This is a genomic window from Gracilimonas mengyeensis (assembly GCF_900182705.1).
Classification (GTDB): Bacteria; Bacteroidota; Rhodothermia; order Balneolales; family Balneolaceae; genus Gracilimonas; species Gracilimonas mengyeensis.
In genome coordinates this window covers 227,190-243,236 of sequence record NZ_FXTP01000007.1, presented here as the reverse complement: position 1 = coordinate 243,236, position 16,047 = coordinate 227,190, and the positions used below count along the sequence as shown (strand labels likewise).

At 42.8% G+C, this 16,047-nt stretch carries 16 protein-coding genes; 8 read left to right on the top strand and 8 right to left on the bottom strand.

The features are described 5' to 3' along the window. Positions 1-84 precede the first annotated feature (84 nt). Positions 85-822, bottom strand: coding sequence for an SGNH/GDSL hydrolase family protein (locus tag FN815_RS09835; protein WP_142454454.1), 738 nt, complete (start codon positions 820-822; stop codon positions 85-87). 340 nt (positions 823-1,162) lie between these two features. On the opposite strand from FN815_RS09835, the gene ppk2 reads away from it, so the two are divergent. From ppk2 to FN815_RS09820, 3 genes are all read left to right on the top strand, one after another. Next, positions 1,163-1,933: a polyphosphate kinase 2 gene (ppk2, locus tag FN815_RS09830; protein WP_142454453.1), complete on the top strand. Its 771-nt coding sequence runs from the start codon at positions 1,163-1,165 to the stop codon at positions 1,931-1,933. 283 nt (positions 1,934-2,216) lie between these two features. After that, positions 2,217-3,305 carry a serine hydrolase domain-containing protein gene (locus FN815_RS09825; RefSeq protein ID WP_185957247.1) on the top strand — a complete coding sequence of 363 codons (1,089 nt, stop codon included), beginning with the start codon at positions 2,217-2,219 and terminating at the stop codon, positions 3,303-3,305. Between the two features lie 183 nt (positions 3,306-3,488). After that, entirely contained in the window at positions 3,489-4,319 is an 831-nt protein-coding gene (locus FN815_RS09820; RefSeq protein ID WP_142454451.1) for a class I SAM-dependent methyltransferase, read from the top strand. Between the two features lie 63 nt (positions 4,320-4,382). On the opposite strand, the gene FN815_RS09815 is transcribed toward FN815_RS09820, so the two are convergent. Continuing rightward, positions 4,383-5,285 (bottom strand): sulfotransferase, encoded by a 903-nt coding sequence (locus FN815_RS09815; protein ID WP_281286785.1) that lies wholly within the window; start codon positions 5,283-5,285, stop codon positions 4,383-4,385. Positions 5,286-5,895: 610 nt separating this feature from the next. On the opposite strand from FN815_RS09815, the gene FN815_RS09810 reads away from it, so the two are divergent. Then, positions 5,896-6,963, top strand: a complete 1,068-nt coding sequence (locus tag FN815_RS09810; protein ID WP_142454449.1) for a flavin monoamine oxidase family protein — start codon at positions 5,896-5,898, stop codon at positions 6,961-6,963. Between the two features lie 136 nt (positions 6,964-7,099). Here FN815_RS09810 and FN815_RS09805 read toward each other — a convergent pair whose 3' ends face one another. From FN815_RS09805 to FN815_RS09780, 6 genes are all read right to left on the bottom strand, one after another. Beyond that, complete coding sequence (locus tag FN815_RS09805; RefSeq protein ID WP_142454448.1) at positions 7,100-8,068, bottom strand: threonine ammonia-lyase; 969 nt, start codon at positions 8,066-8,068, stop codon at positions 7,100-7,102. Between the two features lie 153 nt (positions 8,069-8,221). After that, positions 8,222-8,524 (bottom strand): type II toxin-antitoxin system RelE/ParE family toxin, encoded by a 303-nt coding sequence (locus FN815_RS09800; protein WP_142454447.1) that lies wholly within the window; start codon positions 8,522-8,524, stop codon positions 8,222-8,224. After that, positions 8,512-8,769: a type II toxin-antitoxin system Phd/YefM family antitoxin gene (locus FN815_RS09795; RefSeq protein ID WP_142454446.1), complete on the bottom strand. Its 258-nt coding sequence runs from the start codon at positions 8,767-8,769 to the stop codon at positions 8,512-8,514. The genes FN815_RS09800 and FN815_RS09795 overlap by 13 nt, the downstream gene beginning before the upstream one ends. Before the next feature lie 572 nt (positions 8,770-9,341). Continuing rightward, positions 9,342-10,037: a hypothetical protein gene (locus FN815_RS09790; protein WP_142454445.1), complete on the bottom strand. Its 696-nt coding sequence runs from the start codon at positions 10,035-10,037 to the stop codon at positions 9,342-9,344. Between the two features lie 141 nt (positions 10,038-10,178). Beyond that, positions 10,179-10,463 carry a hypothetical protein gene (locus FN815_RS09785; protein WP_142454444.1) on the bottom strand — a complete coding sequence of 95 codons (285 nt, stop codon included), beginning with the start codon at positions 10,461-10,463 and terminating at the stop codon, positions 10,179-10,181. A 229-nt stretch (positions 10,464-10,692) separates the two neighbouring features. Further along, entirely contained in the window at positions 10,693-11,073 is a 381-nt protein-coding gene (locus FN815_RS09780; protein ID WP_142454443.1) for a DUF2513 domain-containing protein, read from the bottom strand. A gap of 443 nt (positions 11,074-11,516) precedes the next feature. Between FN815_RS09780 and FN815_RS09775 the strand changes: the two genes are divergently transcribed. The 4 genes from FN815_RS09775 to FN815_RS09760 all read left to right on the top strand — a co-directional run bounded on the left by FN815_RS09775 (position 11,517) and on the right by FN815_RS09760 (position 16,039). Next, positions 11,517-13,661 carry a TonB-dependent receptor gene (locus tag FN815_RS09775; protein ID WP_142454442.1) on the top strand — a complete coding sequence of 715 codons (2,145 nt, stop codon included), beginning with the start codon at positions 11,517-11,519 and terminating at the stop codon, positions 13,659-13,661. Positions 13,662-13,685: 24 nt separating this feature from the next. Further along, entirely contained in the window at positions 13,686-14,360 is a 675-nt protein-coding gene (locus FN815_RS09770; RefSeq protein ID WP_142454441.1) for a tetratricopeptide repeat protein, read from the top strand. Positions 14,361-14,759: 399 nt separating this feature from the next. Beyond that, positions 14,760-15,485 (top strand): hypothetical protein, encoded by a 726-nt coding sequence (locus FN815_RS09765; protein WP_142454440.1) that lies wholly within the window; start codon positions 14,760-14,762, stop codon positions 15,483-15,485. Between the two features lie 23 nt (positions 15,486-15,508). Continuing rightward, on the top strand, positions 15,509-16,039 hold the full coding sequence (locus FN815_RS09760) for a hypothetical protein (RefSeq protein ID WP_142454439.1): 531 nt from the start codon (positions 15,509-15,511) through the stop codon (positions 16,037-16,039). Positions 16,040-16,047 lie beyond the last annotated feature (8 nt).

The window sequence follows — 16,047 nt, the reverse complement described above, 5'->3', positions numbered from 1 at the left end:
TGGCTTCTGAAATTTTTGAACGCTTATAATACTTGTTAACCATTGTATAGCAATATGTTACAAACAATCATAACATGCTATACTTCATAAGACCCCTTCGTAATACCGGTTTGCGATGAAATCGGCTCCGTCTTCATTGTAATGAATTTCATCAGCCAACATGGAATCTGCGAATCCGGTGTACATGTCTACGGCAATAACCTGTGAACTGGAATTGGTCTGCTCGGCAGCGATGGTTGCTACATCTTCTTGTATCTGGGAAAAGAGGGCAGAGTACTCATCGGTCATAAAATCTGAACGACCGGGAGCCATCTGTTCAATCAGGATAACGACTTCGGGGTTGTCTTCCTGTATGATATCAATGATAGCGTTGATGTTGGACAAGATTTCAGAATAAGTGTATAGCCCGTCCAGGGCATCGTTACCTCCCGGGGAGCTAAAAAGAACAATATCCGGCGACCCGGTTACTTCCAGCCAATCCTCCACTCTATCCAGGATTTGCCCGGAGGTCCAACCGGAACGACCTTCATGGTCCGTATCAAATTCAAGGCCATTCACCTCTGGGTAGCTGGCCGGGTCATCTCTAGTGCCAATGAAGTCGAACGTCCAGTCGTTATTGATCAAGTCTTTCCACAATTCATAGCGGTAACTTTCAAAATAAGGGCGTGCCCCCTCTACCCGTGAGGCTCCAAGGGGCATGATTTTATTGATGGAATCATTGCCCGGTTCGGCGCTGGATTTGGGATCACTGCAGGCACTAATAACCAGTAAACCGGACAGCAGGGTAAGGGACAAAAAGTTCTTTACGGAAAGCTCTTGCATGATATTAGGCAGGTGAAGTTTATTGTATGTAACCTCTCATAGGCTGACATCCAGTAGTTTCATTATTTTGTGGTACAAGATGCAAAGATGGATTATTGGCGAATAAAATGTAGAAATTGGGCTTTATTTCAAAGTTTAGAAAGTGGAGATCCAATTTCAGTTAGAAAGTACATGTATGATTAATTAATAGTTTTCAATTGCATATAAAACTCAGGTTAAGTTAAATTAGGCGTTTAATAAAGTGCAGGGGATAACATAAATATATTGGGAGGCTGAAGCTCCCTAAATCAAGCCAAACCTGAGCCGGAAATAGAATACAAGTTCAAACGATCAGTTACAGATGAAAAAGAAATACTATGAGCAGGAACTGAAGAAACTTCAGATTGAACTGGCTAAGCTACAGCGATGGGTTAAGGAAAAAGGGCTAAAAGTGGTTGTTCTGTTTGAAGGTCGTGATGCGGCCGGAAAGGGTGGAACAATCACGCGTATTACCCACCGAACCAATCCTCGTATTTGTAGGGTAGTGGCACTTGACAAGCCTACCGAAAGAGAACAAAGCCAGTGGTATTTTCAACGATATGTGAAGCACCTCCCGGCTGCCGGTGAAATTGTGCTTTTTGATCGTAGCTGGTACAACCGTGCCGGTGTGGAAAGGGTGATGGGATATTGTACGGAAGAGCAGGTAGAGGAATTTTTCAGAAGTGCCCCTGAATTTGAACGTATGCTGGTTCGCTCGGGCATCATCTTGATTAAATACTGGTTCTCCGTTTCCGAAGAGATACAGGAAGAACGGTTTCGGTCGCGGATTGAGGACCGGACGAAACGATGGAAACTCAGTCCCATGGACCTTGAATCCCGCAAACGGTGGGTGGAGTACTCCAAGGCCAAAGATGACATGTTCCGGTACACCGACATCAAGCAAGCCCCATGGTATGTGGTAAACGGGGATAATAAACGGAAAGCCAGGCTCAATTGTATCAGTCATTTGCTAAGCCTGATTGAGTACGAAGACCTCACTCCGCCGCCAGTTGAGCTGCCGCACAAGCAGGAAAACAACCACTATGTGCGTCCGCCTAAGGACGAGCAAACGCACGTGCCAGAGATTTACTAAAGCTAAGGAGAATGTTTCTGCCCTGTTAGCGCGGTGCAATGAGCTGATACCTTTTGAATTTTCCTGCTGCATCATTACACATCAAAGGCTTATTTTAGTATCCTTGAGACATCATCGCACAAAAAACAGGAACGGCATTTTCCATACAATCCATTATTCTGTGAACCGGATATTTTCTGCATTTCTATTACTGCTTTTTATTTCAGGAATTTTTAAAGCCTGCACCGATATCAAATCAGAGCCTCAACCTCAGCCCCAGGTTCAAGAAAAAAAGGAATGGGTAATGGCGGATTCTCTGTCCATGTACCTGGAGGAATTTGAACAGAATTTTGAAGAAGGATTGAAAAGCAACAGGATACCCGGCGCAGCCGTTGCGATCGTGAAAGAGGGGCGGGTGGTCTATCAAAAAGGATTTGGCGTAAGAGAAAAGGGAAAACCGGACAAAGTAGATGAACACACGGTATTTCGGTTGGGAAGTGTATCCAAAGGCTTTGCATCGGTTTTGACGGGCGTATTTGTGGAGGAAGGCGCTTTGCGCTGGGATGATCCCGTATCACGATATGTGGAGCCGTTTAAGCTGCATGATCCCGAGCAGACCGGGCGTGTTCAGATCAAGCATTTGCTATCTCATACTAGCGGCCTTCCCCGCCATGCCTATACCAATTTGGTGGAAGATGGATTATCCCTCGACCGTATAATTCCCCGTCTGGAGCAGGTACCCCTGATTGCCAAAGAAGGCGAGCAGCTTTCCTATCAAAATGCAGCTTATTCTGCCATCGAAAAAGTACTGGAGGAGCATACCAAAACCGATTTTAACACACTGTTGCACAACAGGTTATTTAGTCCGCTGGATATGAGTTATTCCTCTGCCAGTTACGACAGCATTGCCAGCTCCTCAAATAAAGCTTTGCCCCATGTATATTATTCTCGTTCCCGGGGACGCGTGCCCATTTCCATCTCAAATAAATATTACAATGCGGTCTCATCCGGGGGGATTAATGCTTCGGCCTCCGATATGGGAAAATGGTTATTGATGTTAACAGGCTATCGCCCGGAGGTACTTTCTGAGGGAACACTGGGACAAATGTTTGAGCCGATTGCTACCCTCAATAACCGTCGGTTCAGTAGGTATTGGGAGGGAGTGAACCGGTCTTATTATGGAATGGGATGGAGAGTGCTGGATAATCACGGACAGAGGGTCGTGTATCACGGAGGCTATGTTAACGGCTACCGCAGCGAGATTGCTTTTGCTCCCGAAGATGATTTGGGCATTTGTATTCTCATCAATACCAACTCGGGCTACCCATTAGAGGTCATTCCCGACTTCTTCAATCATTTCAAATCAGAAGCTCCGCAAGTGAGTGCTGATTAATATTTAAGAGCGACTTTTTTTGAAGGTAGCTCAATATCAGATAGTAAAATAAGCCTGTGAATTTTCTACACATTGAAAGTTGATATAAGTTTGAAATTTCTTAGTATGGGACTTAAGCAAAAGCGAAGAATATTCTTTTAGGGTAATACAAGTTTCAATAGTATTTAAAAGATTAAGCTAGTAGTGGATTTAAAATCAGCACGTGAGGTCATTCATAAACCGACGGAGTTGGCCTCAAAAATATTTGACGTCCTTGGATTCAAAAATCCAGAGGACTTCCTGTATAAGTTAGCCCAGGGGCATTTCCAATACATGAATTATGGCATGTTTCCCACAAAAGATTCTCAGGGGTATAACGGATGTTGCGAGGAAGAAATCAATTACCTGGAGCTTTTTGATCTTTGCAGACTGGAGTTACGAGAGGGATTAGACTTCTTAGAAGTGGGATGTGGTTTAGGATATGGAGCTCAACTGATAAACAATAAATTTAAACCCAGTTCTCTTGTATCTATTGACCGGGCAGAAAATGCTATCCTTTTTGCCCAAAAGAATCTGGATAACTCAAATGTCACTTACAAATATGATGGCTTTTCGGAAAATATCGTTCCTGAAAATAGCCTTGATGTTATCTATACCGTAGAAACCGGAGGTCGGTTTCCAAAAAAGGAAAACTTTGAACTGGCTTACCGGTTGTTAAAAAAGAACGGCATGTTTTTGGTAGCAAATATCAATCCTGCCAACGAACTTGCAAAGAAACGAGAGTTTGCAAAGGAGGCTGGATTTCAGCTTTACAAAGAAAGGGATGTTACACCGCAGGTGTTGTCTTATTTAAAATCGGAGAAAAAGGCACAGAACTTTTATGCTATTATAGATAGCATGCCATTCCATAGGGCGGCCATTTTGAAAGTATTCATTAAGCAAGTGAAGGAATTTTCCAGAATGCCGGGAAGTAAATCACATGAATTGCTGGGTACAAAAGAGTTTTATTATCACTTTTGCTTCAGGAAGGGGTGATTTTATTTAGTGTAGATACTGAAGTCTAAATGCATTTATCTATAACCGAACGCTCTATAATCACTACCAATCATCGTTATCGTAGAAAATATTCGAGACCTTATTGGTTTTAACTCTGATGCGATCTATTTCCTTTTTGGTAAGACGATTTTTCCAGTTCTTAATGTTGGCCTTACTATCCCTTTTAAATTCATCCTCTGAATGCTGTTCCTTGGGATTATGGGAGCCAGACCTCTCAACAATATCTGATTTTACTTGTGTAGTAAATTCCAGATCTAAATTGCGGTAGATAGATTTAAAATGTTTTATTGGATCCATGGATAGTTCTTCATGTCGTACAAATATCCAGTCCGGGTGTTTCTGCTGATAAACGTCTGCAGTGTGATAAATACAGTTCCACAGCAGTATTGCCTGATCGATAATATCTTGTTCTTCTTGTGCGAACTTGCGAATATCTTCTTCATAGTCCCCTAGGTAGCTTTCCATTAAAAGGGGCTGGCTCAAAAAATTATTGAAATCGAATTTCCAGTTTTTAATTTTTAGGCTTGAGCAAAATGCAGCGGGATGCCTGATAGCTACCAATACGTCAGCTTCGTATGTTTTACTTAACCACTCCGCTGAGAAAAAAGCAATAGGGTCTTTTATAATGGGAGTGTTCCCCTTTATTTTATTTAGCAGTGTAATTCCCAGGTCTCGCAGTATTTTCCCCAGATCCCTTACAGTACGTGAATTACTCAAATTAGCCAAAAGTGGATATCTATACTCAACAACGTTGTCAACTTTTGTTTTAAACTGCTCTGAGTTCTCTTCACAGATATATTGAAACCAGTTATTCATCTGACCTCCGGTAACGGAAATTCTGAATCCGATATTAAAGGGTTCATGGATATAAGCGGTTTGCGGGGCAGAGGCCAGGTTTCTGCCGATCCATGTTGTTCCTGATCTGTGAGAGCCTGTAACTAAAATTGGATTACTTTTCTGGATGATAGTTTCTCCTGATGATGTCTATATGGTATTAATACTGTTGATGATAGTATGCATCAATGAAGATATAATTAAATTGAGAGAAATAATGATCAGTATTAAAGATCCGTATTAAATCGGTCAGACTGGACTTAAAAAAAAGGGAAGGTCCGTCTTGTACTGGTTTATTTCTTTGATATAAATTTCTTTTGTATAAAAAAGTCGAGAGCCCCGGTTGGACAGAGGCTAATGACCGTTAGATAAAAAGCCCGCAAAGATTTTTGGAAGCTGGTAGCGTCAGCAAAGATTATCCAACCGATCATACCATTAGAAAGGAATAACAAACTGCTTTACCAAGAGTAAGCAAAACATCCGATTTACGGAAGGGAAACTATGTGCCCTTCTCATGAGCATTTTTAAGATGTCAGGTAAACTCTATGATTCTGCTAAACCAGCCATTCTTCTTCGTTGAAAACATAAATTTCTTTTTCAGCTGTTGATACTTTTGAGAGGGATGACTTCAACTATTTCATTTTTTGAAAGCTTGTGATAACAAACCCAATTATTTACTTTTTTGACTCTTTTCAATGTTAACCAACCATGTAGTACTTCTATGCAAACTCCTAATATTGTCATCATCGGTGGTGGCTTTTCTGGTTTGCTTATTGCTCACTTACTCCAAAAGCAAGGATTCACACCAAAAATACTGGAAGCCAGAAGCCGGCTGGGGGGACGCATACACACATTGAGATCAAATGATGAACCTCCCTTAGAGATGGGAGCTACTTGGTTGGGTAAAAAACATCACCATTTACTGGATTTATTAGATGATTTAGGTATCGATATTTACCAACAGTATATGGGAGATAAAGGCTACTACGAGCCAATGTCCGTTTCTCCTCCACAACTTGTGGATTTACCGCCAAATGAAGAACCGAGTTACCGTATTGCAGGGGGAACAGACAACCTAATCCAAAGATTAGAAAGTTTTATTGATCAAGAAAAAATCCATTTACGCCAAACAGTACAAACCATACGGAAAACCGATGCCAAGCTGGAAATTGAAACGGAAAGCAATCTCTTTAAGGCTGATGTTGCCATCAGTACACTGCCACCTAAGCTTCTTGTAGATAGCATTGATTTTTCACCTTCTCTGCCTGAGAAGCTTACAAATATAGCTTCCAAAACACACACCTGGATGGCAGAATCCATCAAAGTAGCTCTTACCTTTGAAGAACCTTTTTGGCGAAGTCCTGATTCAAGTGGCACGATCTTCAGCAATGTGGGACCTGTTAGTGAAATGTATGATCACTCAACTGAAAACCAATATGCCCTAAAAGGATTTATGAATAATGCCTATCACGCTGTATCCCGTGAAGAGCGAAAGCAGTTAGTAATTGAACAGCTCCGTCGATTTTATGGAGGAAAGATTGACAGCTTACAATCCTACCGGGAATTGGTTTGGCAAAAAGAGCCTTTTTCCTACAGCAATTACGAACAGCCTATTATTCCACATCAACACAACGGCCACGAGATATTTCAAAAAGCTTTTCTTGATCAACGTTTGCTTATTGCAGGATCAGAAACGGCAACAGAATTTCCAGGTTATATGGATGGCGTAGTAGAAAGTGCCCGCCGTACTGTCCGACAATTTAGGAAACTCATTCCAGACCATGTGTGATGGCTCAAGGCAAGGCGTTTAAACGGCATGGTCTAATCGGCAAACGGAGAAGTTACATTTAGAGTGAAATTTTGAAAGAGAAAGCAACGGCCAAGTCCGTGTTGAAACCGTGGTTATACAGCAAACAAAGTTAAAGCTAAGCAACAGATTTAGTGTATTCTTCAAACATTTCTTCTGTTGTATTCCCCCCACAAATAATTGTTACCACATTTTTACCCTTACATTCAACCTTCGCCTCAGTCAGAGCAGCAATTCCTATTGCTGCTGAAGGTTCTGCTACTATTCCCAAGTGTTCATGAATCAATTTCATTCCTTTTTTAATCGACTCGTCCTTCACAAGGACGGTATCATCAACGAGGTGTTTCAAGTCCTCAAGGGCTTGTTCCATTGGCAGCCTGACAGCAATTCCGTCTGCTATAGTATTGGTAGTGTCATAACTGATATATTTATTTTTTCTTATTGATTCAATAAGTGCAGGAGCTCCTGCCGATTGTATTGCGATTAATTTTGTATCGGGGGAGTAAGCCTTCATGACTCTTGAAATACCCGTAAACATTGCACCATCACCTAAGGCAATTAAAAGAACGTCTATTTTATAAGGTAGATTTAATAACTCCAATCCAATGGTACCAGCCCCCTCCAATGTTTCAACAGCCATCGTATCTTCTACAAACTTGCCGTTGATAGCTTTGGCATGTTCTTTTGCTGCCAATTTTGCTGTATCAAAATCATTTCCAGATAATTCTACCTTCGCACCTAACAATTTCATCATTTCCAATTTGAAAGGATTTATTGAAGTACTTGCATGAACCGTTACATTGATGCCCCTTTTTTGACAGGAATAGGCCATGGCTTGACCAAAGTTTCCGGCACTTGCACATACTAAATGCTTATAATCTGTAGATTTTGAGACTAACACTTCAGCGCCTCTTCCTTTAAAACAGCGTATTGGATTTGCCGTTTCTAACTTGATAGTTAAGTTTGTATCGAAAAGTTTGCCAAGAGATTTGCTTACATATTGTGGGGAATTCAAGAAAACATTGTCAATGAGAGATACCGACTGTTCTATGTTCTTTAGTGCAAGTCTGTGTTTGCTTAAATTCATTTCTTACTATTTCTAATGTTTAGATAGGAAATACTTTATAACGGCGCAGGGATTATGAGTTTCTTTTGAAGTAGCGAAATTAATTCCTGCCAATCAAGTTTCCATCGCACCCCGCCTGAGACCGATTTAAAACGCCTTGTTTTACCAATTTTACTACCGCAATTTAAGTATATCAAGATGCAGATATTGTTCTTCACGGATAACATGGACTATATAAACAATCTCATGTTCCTGCCTGTAAAATATCCGGCAAGGTGATAAAACTACTTCCCTATAAACAGAGTTATCAATCTCATCAACAAGCTTGCCACTTTTAGGATGAGGAGCCAGGCGTTCAATTTCTTTGAATGCAGATCGAACTAACTTTTTTGCAGCTGTTGGATTATCTAAAGAAATGTAGTCTGCTATTTCGTCTAACTCATTGAGAGCAGGTTCAGTCCAGATTATTCGAGCCATCTTGCCATGCGTTCCTTGGCCTCGGCATGGGGAATAATACGGCCCTCAAGAATTGCTTTTTCCCCGCGAGCCAATCCTTCAAGAAGAGATAATTTTCTTTGAATGTGCTCAAAGTGATCTACATCCACAAGGTATGCTGAAGGCTTTCCATGCTCAGTAATTAGCACAGGTTCCTTTTCCTCGCGTAACTCTTTGAGAAGTTTAGTTGCTTGACGCTTCAGTGTGGTGACCAATTCTGTTTTCATAGTGATACTAAAGTATCATTTTTAAGAGAGATTGGCAATAACCGCTTTAAAATTGGCATAACGACCCAGCGTTTAAGTGACGCGGGGACTGTCCCGAGGGATGATTTTGTCTATAAAGTAAGCCCAGGAAGTCTCCGGCTTTCAATTGGGAGGTTGGGAAGGAGGGTAACTGTTAGCCACTGACATTCGCAACTCGCATACCGCAAATCGATCTATCGCAAATCTGATGAATTCTACCCCTCGGCCCTGTAGGTCACGTTATTTAATACCTGTACATCAGTACTACATTTCGGTGGTATTCAACCATGGGAAGCCGGAGCTTCTCGGAATGCATTACGAAGGTGGGCCTTCGTAACGAGCACAAATAGGGACTCAAAGAAGATGGTGGTATTAGAGGGTAATGCTCGTCAGTTAGCAAGATCTAAGAGATTTGTTAATTGGTCATTTTTGAGGCGGAGCCTCACGCTGGCATTCCGCAGCAGAGCGGCGGAACGAGTACAAAGGTAGACCTTTTTAACGAGCACAACGGGGCGTTGGGAACGAGGGGCAAAGTGACTCCAAGTTAAGATCAATTAGAATTCATTAGATTCATTTATTTCAAATAATCCTTCCTTAAATCTGAATTCATATTTTTTTATCCGCTTACTTCCATATTTATCTTCATAGTGAAGTTCAAATGGAAAAATATCAACGTTATCACTGCTACTCTTAATCGTAATTTTAGCCGTTTGATTGCTTAAGAAAACATCCGATCTATTCAGATCAATGTTATAACCACCAAGTGAAGGTTTAATCTTTGGGAACTTTATATTCTCACCTTTATTGATGACTTTTGCTTCAATTTCTTTTCCTGAACGAGAACCACCATTATAACTTAAAATAGGTTCTGCTTGCTTAGATCTTACTTCAAATTCATTCGTTTGTGCCTGTTCCATTAGCTCTACTTGATGTTCGAGTAGTTCACTGGATTTTTGTTGAGCCTCCGCTGACTTTCTTAGTTCCTCTCTCGTCAATTGTAATTCTGCTCTTTGCAAAGCTAACTCTTTTCTTTGTAGTAGGATTGCATAAATAACGCCCGCAAAAGCTAAACCAGCAAATAAGGTATTTACAGCGCCAAACATTTCGCCAAAAACGCCCCTAATTCTCCAACTGTCAAAACTTAAAAAAATAATAGATCCAAAGATCAACTGAATTAAGACTACAGCTACAAAAAGCCAAATTATTGTCTTTAGGCTCTCAAGCTCTACTTTTTGATTTTTTTTATTCATATAATTTGTTGTAGAGGTAACCCTAACGGTCCTGCATTTAAATGGTACGAGGATTATGATTTCTTTGAAGCAGTAAAATTAATTCCTTACAAACAAGTTTCCACTGCACGCCCTCCGCTTTAAAATACCTTGTTGGCATCCTTAAATTTTTATTATATGAGAGTGATCTTGGGATTTAATAGCCTTGATTAAATCAGGGTTGTTTGATAGGTAATATTCTTTTTGAAATTTATGATCTCCTTTTAAAGTAACACGTAAAGGCAAGACATGACCGACTTTCAATGCTCTTTCTGAACTAGAATCCACTAAACCATATTCCCTAACAAAGGAATCTGAATCCTTAAAAATGGCGAATGAGATTGAACCGAATTCATTCAACTCTTTTGAGGTAGGAAAAATACTGACTATACAATGACTCATTCCCATAGTGGTAATTGTTAGTATTGAAATTAATTACTTCCGCAAACTCTTTAAGTAGATGTAAATCAACTTAATCAGCTTGTAAATCTAAGTGTGTACATCAGACGATTTAGTTTTTTAAAATAGCTACATAGGAGAAAAAGGCTAACGACCCGGCGTTTAAGCGACGAGTTTGGGATTTAAGATTGAAGCCCCGAACCGCGTCCGAGTCGGCTTGAAAAGCTTATTAGCTTACTTATACCCCATTGAGAAAATAGGTTGAAGAAAGTTTTAACAATAGTTCTTCTGCAATCTTAAAGGGTATATTTCCCCCTTTTTCTTTTAAAACAGCTTTGAATTTTTCGAAAACAGAATCATTTTGGAGTGCCTCTAAAAATTCATAACCATCCCATTTCATTTCAACAAAGAAGGTGGCTTCATACAATGGTCCCACTGTCGTTTCCTGCACATTTGCTTCTAACAGGCCAGCTTGATCCATTAGATATAAATGATATCCAATTTCTTCAGGTTGATAACCATCCAATCTTATAGGTCTGCAATAGATGTCTTCATGATCTGAATCAACAATCTTCTTTAAAATTTCGAAGACTAACTCCATGTCTCTTTTTAATTTCATGAATGTAATTGGTTAAGTCATTTAAGGAAGCTAACATATTATTGATGAACATTTCATCTCCCGCAAATGTATATCAAAGATTCCTCAATTTCATTAATATTTATTGGTTAGGGGTATTTAATAGTCAAAAAGTTCAATAAAAACGTTCATATAAATAGGTAGAAAAAAAGTTTATTGAATATTTGGACTGGTTCCCAAGCTCCTGCTTGGGAACCTCAGTGTGAAGCTCCAGCTTCATGGTAGGATTTGTGGGATAATGCATGGACTTATACTAAAAACTCGAATCCGGATAACTAGGGTAAATATAAACCCCAAAAAACACCCCATCCCCACATACCACACTTCATCACTTCCATAAGAGACTTCAGTAGCTAAAAGTTTTCACAGTAGGTTATAACGGTTATTATTTCCCGTGAAATGATTAACCCTAAAACACCGGCACCGTGGCTATCGTCTTTTCCATTTTTTTGTTGTTGCAGGTTGCTTCACTCTCCCCGAAGCAAATTAGCGGATCGGTAACAGACACCAAAGGCGAGCCGGTGGCCGCCGCCAATATCTACCTGGAATCCACCTATGAGGGCACATCCTCGGATGCGGATGGCACCTTCCGTTTTAAAACCCGCCGATCCGGCACGTACATCTTGGTGGTACAGGCCCTGGGTTTCAAGCTTTTCAAAACCGAAATTGATCTCGACAACCCGGCCCCACACTACGACATCGTGGTGGAGGAGAAGGTGTCTTCCCTGCAGGCCATATCCATCACGGCCGGGGTGATGGAAGCCTCCGACGAAAGCCGCGCCGTGGTCCTTAAGCCCATCGATGTGGTGACTACGCCGGCGGCCATGGGCGATATCGTGGGCGCTTTCCAAACCTTGCCGGGCACCAGCACGGTGGGCAACGATGGACGCCTGTTTGTCCGCGGCGGCGATGCCTCCGAAACAGCTATTTTCATCGATGGACTAAAAGTCGGCAATGCCTTCGGAAGCACAGCTCCCAATGTACCCGCCCGTACGCGTTTCAATCCCAATTTATTCAAGGGATCCTTTTTTAGCACCGGTGGCTACTCGGCCGAATACGGGCAGGCTCTTTCATCCATCCTCGCCCTGAAAACAGTGGATATCCCGCTGCGCACCCAAACCGATATCAGCCTGATGACCGTAGGAGGGGGCATCGATCATACCCAGGTGTGGGAAAACACCAGTCTCATCGCCTCTGCAAACATTCTGGACCTGAAGCCCTATCACCTCATCATTCCCCAAAATTTTGACTGGGAACGAAGTCCCTACGGACTGGATGGTGAACTCTCACTACGTCATAAACTGGGCAGCAATCACATGGTGAAAGGCTATGTGTACACGGAACGTGGAGGGATGTCGCTTTGGAGTGATGAGGGGTTGGGCACGCAAACCGAATTAATTGAACTCGATAATACCTACACCTACGCCCAGACCTCGGGACGCTTTTTGCTTTCGGATGTGATCCTGCGGGGCGGTTTGTCTTTTTCTGATAACCGGGACGATTACCTGATTGAAGACTTTAATTTTGATACTCGTCATCAGCTCTATCATGGCAAGCTGGTGGCCGACAAGATTTTTACTGACCGGTTCTCTATTAAAACCGGGTTAGAATCTACCATCACGGATTACGAGGAGGATTACCGAACGGAGGATGTGCGCAGGCACTATACGGATTACCAATATCACGCCTTTGCCGAAGCCGATTTCACCATCTCCAATTCGCTGGTGGTACGGGGCGGGTTAAGAGCAGGGCATAGCTCCCGGGCCAACCAAAGCTGGTTGCAGCCCAGGGGCTCTTTTGCCTTTAATTTGCCCGGAAATAACGGACAGATTTCTATGGCCGGAGGGTGGTTTAGCCAGTCACCGCAGCCGGTTTTCAGGGCACTTCAGCCGAACCTCAAACAGCAGAAGTCGCAGCACGTGATTGTGAATTATCTGCTGAGCAAAAGTAACCGAACCTTCCGGGTGGAACTGTTTCATAAAAACTATGAGAACCTGTTGCAGTACGAAGGGCAGCGATTCCGGTATGAAAATATCCGTCAGGATGGCGACGGTTTTGCCAGAGGATTAGATATGTTGTTCAGGGATCAGACTACCTTTTCCGGGATGGAATACTGGGTGAGTTACAGTTTCATTGACAGCCAGCGCAAGTACGCCGGTTTTTCAGAAAGGGTGCAGCCGTCCTTTGCGCCCCGGCACAATGGCTCGGCAGTGGTTAAGAAATTTATCAGTCCGTTGAAATCGCAATTGGGGATATCGCTGAATGTCAATGATGGCTATACCTACACCAACCCTAACCAGCCGGGTGAGATGAATGCCCGGACCAAGCCTTTTGCCAACCTGAGTCTGAGCTGGAGCTATCTGCCCAGACCGAACATTATCATTCATGTGGCAAGCTCTAACATTCCGGGCCGGGATAACATTTTTGGCTATGATTTCAGCCCGTCTCAGGAACCCGGTGGTGGCTTTGATGCCATCCCTATTCGTCAGACGGCTCCCCGGTTTATTATGCTCGGGGTCTTCATCACCTTTTCCGGCGACAAGAACGCCAACCAGTTAAACAACCTTTAATCACGCATTCACAACATCATGATCATGAAAAAAATACTCTTAACTTCGTTTGTTTTAGCAAGTACCCTTTTTTGGGCTGCATTGGATAATCCTGAGACCTACAAGGAGGCAATGACAGAACAAATCAACAACATGCATGCAGCCGAAAGCATTATGGATTTGCAAGCCTCAGCCAATGCTTTTTTAAGAATATCCAAGATGCATTCGGAGGAATGGCTGCCTCTGTATTATGCATCCCTGAGCTACGCCAACATCGGCTACCGGAGTGAGGGGGATGTCTCGAAAATTGATGCCTGGTTTGATGAAGCGGAGAAATATGCCGACCAGGCGATGGAGCTTTCCAAGAACAATGCCGAGCTGGTGGCCCTAAAAGGGTACATCCTGATGGGTAAACTGAATGCCTCACCGGCTACACGTGGACAAAGTCTTTCACCCCGGGTAATGGGCACTTTTCAAAAAGCTCTGCACATGGATGAAGATAACCCCAGGGCCCTGATTATGCTGGCTCGCATGCAGTATGGAATGGCCCAGTTTATGGGACAGAAACCGACTGATGCCTGCGGCATGGTAAGTCAGGCCCAACAGCTATTTGCCAAAGAAGCCTCCGGCCGATCCGACAGCAATGCGTTAATGCCGGCCTGGGGCAATGATATGGCCGAACAGATGGAAGGGGCCTGCGGGAAAGTTGCTGCGATGTGAGTATTGATTAATGAGATCTTAAATAAAATGTATGCAACCCATGGTAAAATAATGACCCTGAAAGGTTCACATTTGAATAGCCCAGGGTAAAGCCGCATAAGCGGGTGCAACCCCTGGGTAATCAACCACCTAAAGATAGTAACCCGAGATTCAAAGGTTGTTTTAGTATGGAAGCTTGTCGAGGGTTGGGCAATTAGTCCTATTGGGACTCCGGTAGCCAAAGCTTCGTAAAACATAGTTATCTCTTTCACCGGTGGGGCGAAGCTTGGTCTTATTCTTTTTATACCCCCGACTGAAGTCGGGGGCTATGGATAGTTGACTTCATTCGCATACTACTTTGTGAAAATGGCTTCTGCGATAGGAGATGTACGCAGAAATGCCGACTAACATGTATTGATTATGATGAAACTAAAAACCACCATTTTATTTCTAACAACGGCGACATGCTGCAATGGGATAGCTGTGGGACAAGTGTATGTAGAGCAGCAGAGCCGTCACCGTTTTGCGCAAACGCTGGTTGGTTTGGATTTGTACAGTTCCCGGGGAGGCACTACTTCCTTTATCAATGCATCGGGAAATATTGAACAACTTTCCCTGGAGCCGTCTTTTGCCCCGCGTGTTATCATTGGCGGGACGCATTTCTGGGGTCATGCCGATTTTTATATCGCAATCCCTTTATCTAATCCTACCATGCAGAGGAGTGGGCAGGAGATCACCAACAGTCCGGGTGTGGAAACAGGAATGAAAATATATCCCTGGCGCATTGAAGAGAAAAAAATACGCCCATATGTGGGGACCTCATTATTTCCATATTTCTACTCCCAGGATAACAGTAGACGGGGAGATACTTTTGGTCCTGATAAAAGTTATGTCCGATTACCCGTACTGGCTGGACTCACATATAACAGGGGGAGCCACCTGTTGGAATTGGGACTCACTTATAAGTATAACAATGAGATCTCCTATCACATCAGTGCCTCAGAGAAAACCACGATTGAAACTCCGCCGCTTTCTTTTTCTTTTTCCTACCGGTATATCTTTGATACCACTTTAAGTGCGGAGAAAGACTGGCAGTCGGGCGAAACCCAAGCCCTGACGAAACGATTGGGCAACGGGGGGCATTAAACGGTTTTTATGCCGGGGCGGCTTTGTCATCTGCGTGGTGGCTGGGTCAGTCATCGCACAACTCTACTAATCACCCCTTTATTCCCAATTATGGAACTTCGCTGATGCCCGATGTGGTCCTGGGCTATTATTTACACCGGCCAGACCTGAGCATCAGTGCTTTATACCGTGGCTATTCCAGGGAAATATTTACCTACGGTATTCAACAGAATCTGCAAAGGCGTTCTGCGGGTATCGAATTTACTAAAGGTTTGTTCGATTATCATGGCTTTGTGCCTTTTGTAGGGCCGGTGATTACCCTCGAGCAGCTTTCTTTCAAGGAAGAGAATAACCGACAAGGCCGGCGGATTAATACAAGCGATACCCGGCTCGGTTACGGACTTACTTTTGGGTGGGATATACGTCCCAACCGACTGCAATGGTTTATACTGCGCACCAACCTGCGCTATTTCCCAAATCTGGAGCTGGATGTACAAGATAACGCAGGAATACGATTCTCGAATATCGAATTCAATTTTATCCAGCTTCTTATTTTTCCAAATCGTTTATTTTAGGAGGGCCA

Coding starts and splice junctions, on each gene's coding strand:
- FN815_RS09835 (WP_142454454.1), bottom strand. CDS start 822: ATGCAAGAGCTTTCCGTAAAGAACTTTTTGTCCCTTACCCTGCTGTCC.
- ppk2 (WP_142454453.1), top strand. CDS start 1,163: ATGAAAAAGAAATACTATGAGCAGGAACTGAAGAAACTTCAGATTGAA.
- FN815_RS09825 (WP_185957247.1), top strand. CDS start 2,217: ATGGCGGATTCTCTGTCCATGTACCTGGAGGAATTTGAACAGAATTTT.
- FN815_RS09810 (WP_142454449.1), top strand. CDS start 5,896: ATGCAAACTCCTAATATTGTCATCATCGGTGGTGGCTTTTCTGGTTTG.
- FN815_RS09805 (WP_142454448.1), bottom strand. CDS start 8,068: ATGAATTTAAGCAAACACAGACTTGCACTAAAGAACATAGAACAGTCG.
- FN815_RS09800 (WP_142454447.1), bottom strand. CDS start 8,524: ATGGCTCGAATAATCTGGACTGAACCTGCTCTCAATGAGTTAGACGAA.
- FN815_RS09795 (WP_142454446.1), bottom strand. CDS start 8,769: ATGAAAACAGAATTGGTCACCACACTGAAGCGTCAAGCAACTAAACTT.
- FN815_RS09790 (WP_142454445.1), bottom strand. CDS start 10,037: ATGAATAAAAAAAATCAAAAAGTAGAGCTTGAGAGCCTAAAGACAATA.
- FN815_RS09785 (WP_142454444.1), bottom strand. CDS start 10,463: ATGGGAATGAGTCATTGTATAGTCAGTATTTTTCCTACCTCAAAAGAG.
- FN815_RS09780 (WP_142454443.1), bottom strand. CDS start 11,073: ATGAAATTAAAAAGAGACATGGAGTTAGTCTTCGAAATTTTAAAGAAG.
- FN815_RS09770 (WP_142454441.1), top strand. CDS start 13,686: ATGAAAAAAATACTCTTAACTTCGTTTGTTTTAGCAAGTACCCTTTTT.
- FN815_RS09765 (WP_142454440.1), top strand. CDS start 14,760: ATGATGAAACTAAAAACCACCATTTTATTTCTAACAACGGCGACATGC.